The sequence below is a fragment of the Roseburia sp. 1XD42-34 genome, assembly GCF_009917385.1.
Classification (GTDB): domain Bacteria; phylum Bacillota; class Bacilli; order Bacillales; family Amphibacillaceae; genus Virgibacillus.
In genome coordinates this window covers 1-3,536 of the sequence record NZ_QWLJ01000079.1, presented here as the reverse complement: position 1 = coordinate 3,536, position 3,536 = coordinate 1, and the positions used below count along the sequence as shown (strand labels likewise).

Here is a 3,536-nt window from a genome sequence, read left to right as displayed (position 1 = left end):
GGTTTACGAGATCGAGGGATAAAAACAGCAAACCTTCATATGGTGCGTGAATCCAGTATGCCCGCCATTTTAATTGAAGGTGGCTTTATGGACTCTACAATTGATATTAAAGTCATGCGTGATGACGATAAGCTAGAGCGTGCAGGCAAGGCTTTAGCTGATGCCATTGCTGATTACTTTGGTATCAAAGGCGGCTCTAAGCCTAGCAAGCCTACTAAACCATCTAAAAAATATGACAGCATAGTGGATTATCTTAAAGCCCATGGCATGGATTCAAGCTTTAATAATCGCAAGCGTTTAGCTGCAAAGTATGGCATTAAAAACTACAGTGGTACAGCTAGCCAAAACGTTACGTTGTTAAATAAATTGCAAGGCGGTTCTACCTCATCCAGCAAGCCAAAATCCAAATCATTTAAAGTCGGGCAGAAAGTCACTGTAAAAAAATCAGCCAGCAAATTTGCGACTGGCGAATCGATTGCTGACTTTGTTAAAGGCAATAGCTATAAGATTAAACAGGTTAAATCTGATCGGGTGCTGCTCGATGGTATTATGTCTTGGGTGTATAAAAAAGATGTGTATTAATATTAAAAAGCCCCGTCCTTAGTTGGATGGGGTAATTAAATAAAGGATTTGATACCATGCAATTTATTAGTGATCTCATAAATCTCACTCAAGGACAACTTTTAATTAAATATTGGTGGTTGTGGCTTGTGTTTATAAGTTGTTTGGTGTTTATATTTATAAAAGATAATATTAAAAGCCTCGTCCTTATGGGGCTAATGTAAATAAAACGTTTAGATTAATTAGGATAGATACTCTAATGGATATTTTTCCTTGTCCACAATATCTAAACCTACGAATTCTGTATAGTTTTTTTGCGCAAAACAAAAATCTATGCCGTTATAAGAAAATTTACTGAGCACAGGTTTATCTGATGCTCTAAATGAATAACCGTTAGTGGTTTCTTTAAAGATTTCTTTCTTTCCCCTTAATTCTTTTAATCTTATTCCTTCTTCATCAAAAACTTCAATGCCAATAATTCTTTGTTCTTGATCAACGTCTAAAGCTAGAAACTCATTTACTTCTAATTCTTCCGTCTCTTCAATTTTATATTTATATTGGTCATTAAAAATATGGATATATCCAATTTCTACTTCTTCATCATATTCTATTCTATCAAACATAAACTATCTCCTCTTCCATCTTGATTTAGGTTTGCTTGATTTATAAGTTGTTGTTAAGGTTCCACCCTTTTTAGCTACAGCAATACCTTTATAGTGGTACACAGTAGATTTATATTTAGGGTCATAATATTTTTTACCTTTTGTAATTGCATTATAAACTTCTATTGGATCAATCCCTCGTTGTATCATTCTTTTTCCTAAGTGAAAGCTAACTTTTAGTGTTTGTATGCCGGCTTTTCTTAAAAGAGCTCCAGTTGCTGCTATAGCACCTTTTATAACCCAAGGAGCGATTAAAGCTTCAGCTTCGTTATAACTATTTAGCTCATTATTTAGTAATAGTTCTTGATCAAGTAGCTCTTGTACATCTATATCTGGATTAATAGAATCTATATAAGCTAAGGTCTCTTCATCAATTAGATAATTTTCTTCACTTAAATTATTAATATCTCGAACCAATTCTTCAGCTACGTCTTCTGACATATTGGAATTGACGGTGTTTACATTGCGTAAAACCTTTTCACTATTTATCATTTGACTAATTTTTAAGTCTAGTAACTCTTTGTCAGATAGTGGTGAATTATTTCTAGGCCCTACGGCTTCTTTTTCGGTTGCTGATACTAAGTGCGGGCCTAGGGTTGAAAAAATTAGGCAAAAAGACATTAATGCAATAAGTATTTTTTTAGTTTTTTTCATAAAAATTCCCCCAATTTATAATATTTTCCATGTAATTATATTATAATTACATAAAACTGTAAATATAAAGGAGGATTTTTTTGGCTAAAAAACTATTATCTGTAATAATTATTATTTATTTACTCTTTTGTACAAATCCTTTGAAAGCAGAAAAATTAGATGTTATTGAAAGGGTAAAGGATGAATATGGCATTAAAGGTGAAGGTGTTTCTATAGCTATCTTGGATACAGGCATTTCAGAAAATGTAACAGGTCTTAATATAAAATCAAAAAAAAATTTCACAAAATCAAGTAGTGTTATAGATCTAAGCGGCCATGGGACTTTTATGTATAGTTTAATTGGATCTGATAAATACGGAATTGCTCCAGAAGCTGATATTTTTATTGGTAAAGTATTGGAAAGGGCTGGTCAAGGGAAATACGAAGATATCATTAAAGGAATTGAATGGGCTGCCAATAAAGAAGTAGATATAATATTAATGAGTCTAGGAGGGAGGGAGAAATCTGAAAAGCTTAAAAAGGCAATTGAAAAGGCTTATAACAATGATATTATACTAATTTCAGCAGTAGGAAATGACGGTATATCTGAAAGAGATTCTATTAGGTATCCTGCTAAATTTAAACAAGTTATAGGGGTTGGTGCGGTTGATAATAATAATCAGAGGTTGTTTAACTCTAGTAGAGGAAACAAAATTGATATAATGGCTCCTGGACATGATTTAACAGGTTACAGTTTAAATAATGAAACAATTAGGCAAAGTGGTACTTCTGTAGCGGCTGCATACGTAGCTGGCTTTATAGCCTTAATGAAGGAATATGTGGGAGACCGAAGCGCTGAAGAAATTAAAAAATCGATAATAGAAACAGCTAAAACTAAAAGTGATAAGTTTAACTATGGAAATGGAATACTACAAGAGGAGAAAGCTATAACTTATTTTGACAAAAACAATCACCTTCTATTTTATATTACAATTGCTTTTGTGATGTTAGTAATTACAACATTAACAATAAAAAAATATAAAATTAAAAAATTATAGATTTTATCTACAAGTTTAAATACCACCTCCTGTAACTATAATCGAAAAGAGTTATGAGGAGGTGGGATTTTTTCTTAACAAAAAAGTTTACGTAGTAAAAACCACCTATGTGAAAACAAGGAAAAAAGACGCATGGTGTATGGGTTAATTTACCATTAAGATTTACATAGAGGAAGAAAACTGAAATGTCTTCATAACAAGGGGATTTAAAAGGATAGGGAGAAGGGGGATAGTTCGTGAAGCGTGACTTACAAATTAATTATGGGGTTTTGGATGATATTATTGGCGAACTTCGGAAATATAAGCGTGCTTTAGAAAAAATGGACGATTCGCTGGATAAGGTAACGACCTTTATGCAAACAAATGAGGGAAAAAGTGTTGAAGCATGGGATCAGAACATTAGCACCTCAAAAGAAAAAATTGCAAATTATGAAACACAGATCAATGACTTACTATCGTTATTTGAAAATTATGTAACGGACACTACTAGGTATATTTCACCGCTTTCTAGAAACGCGATGATGCGTGTGGATCGTAATGATATTTGGGCGAATCTAAAGCAAATAGAGGGCGGTATTACCAATAATCTTTTTAAGGCACTAAACAAAAGCTATCAGCAACC

The 3,536-nt window shown here is 32.8% G+C and carries 5 protein-coding genes; 3 read left to right on the top strand and 2 right to left on the bottom strand.

Annotated elements, in window-relative coordinates; genetic code table 11:
- Nucleotides 1-582, top strand: a 582-nt coding sequence (locus tag D1839_RS20640; protein WP_199690477.1) for an N-acetylmuramoyl-L-alanine amidase, incomplete at its 5' end; no start/stop codon positions are given.
- Nucleotides 583-803: 221 nt separating this feature from the next.
- Here the strand turns inward: D1839_RS20640 and D1839_RS20010 are convergent.
- Both D1839_RS20010 and D1839_RS20005 read right to left on the bottom strand, forming a co-directional pair.
- Nucleotides 804-1,184, bottom strand: coding sequence for a DUF2283 domain-containing protein (locus tag D1839_RS20010; RefSeq protein WP_120381529.1), 381 nt, complete (start codon nucleotides 1,182-1,184; stop codon nucleotides 804-806).
- Between the two features lie 3 nt (nucleotides 1,185-1,187).
- Entirely contained in the window at nucleotides 1,188-1,877 is a 690-nt protein-coding gene (locus tag D1839_RS20005; protein WP_120381528.1) for a DUF4258 domain-containing protein, read from the bottom strand.
- A gap of 80 nt (nucleotides 1,878-1,957) precedes the next feature.
- Here D1839_RS20005 and D1839_RS20000 point away from each other — a divergent pair, with 80 nt between their 5' ends.
- Both D1839_RS20000 and D1839_RS19995 read left to right on the top strand, forming a co-directional pair.
- Entirely contained in the window at nucleotides 1,958-2,914 is a 957-nt protein-coding gene (locus tag D1839_RS20000) for a S8 family peptidase (RefSeq protein ID WP_158589717.1), read from the top strand.
- Between the two features lie 236 nt (nucleotides 2,915-3,150).
- A partial coding sequence (locus D1839_RS19995; RefSeq protein WP_199690475.1) for a hypothetical protein occupies nucleotides 3,151-3,536 on the top strand: 386 nt, incomplete at its 3' end.

What these genes read in the sequence shown, in the direction of transcription:
- D1839_RS20010 (WP_120381529.1), bottom strand. Translation starts at nt 1,184, where the DNA reads ATGTTTGATAGAATAGAATATGATGAAGAAGTAGAAATTGGATATATC.
- D1839_RS20005 (WP_120381528.1), bottom strand. Translation starts at nt 1,877, where the DNA reads ATGAAAAAAACTAAAAAAATACTTATTGCATTAATGTCTTTTTGCCTA.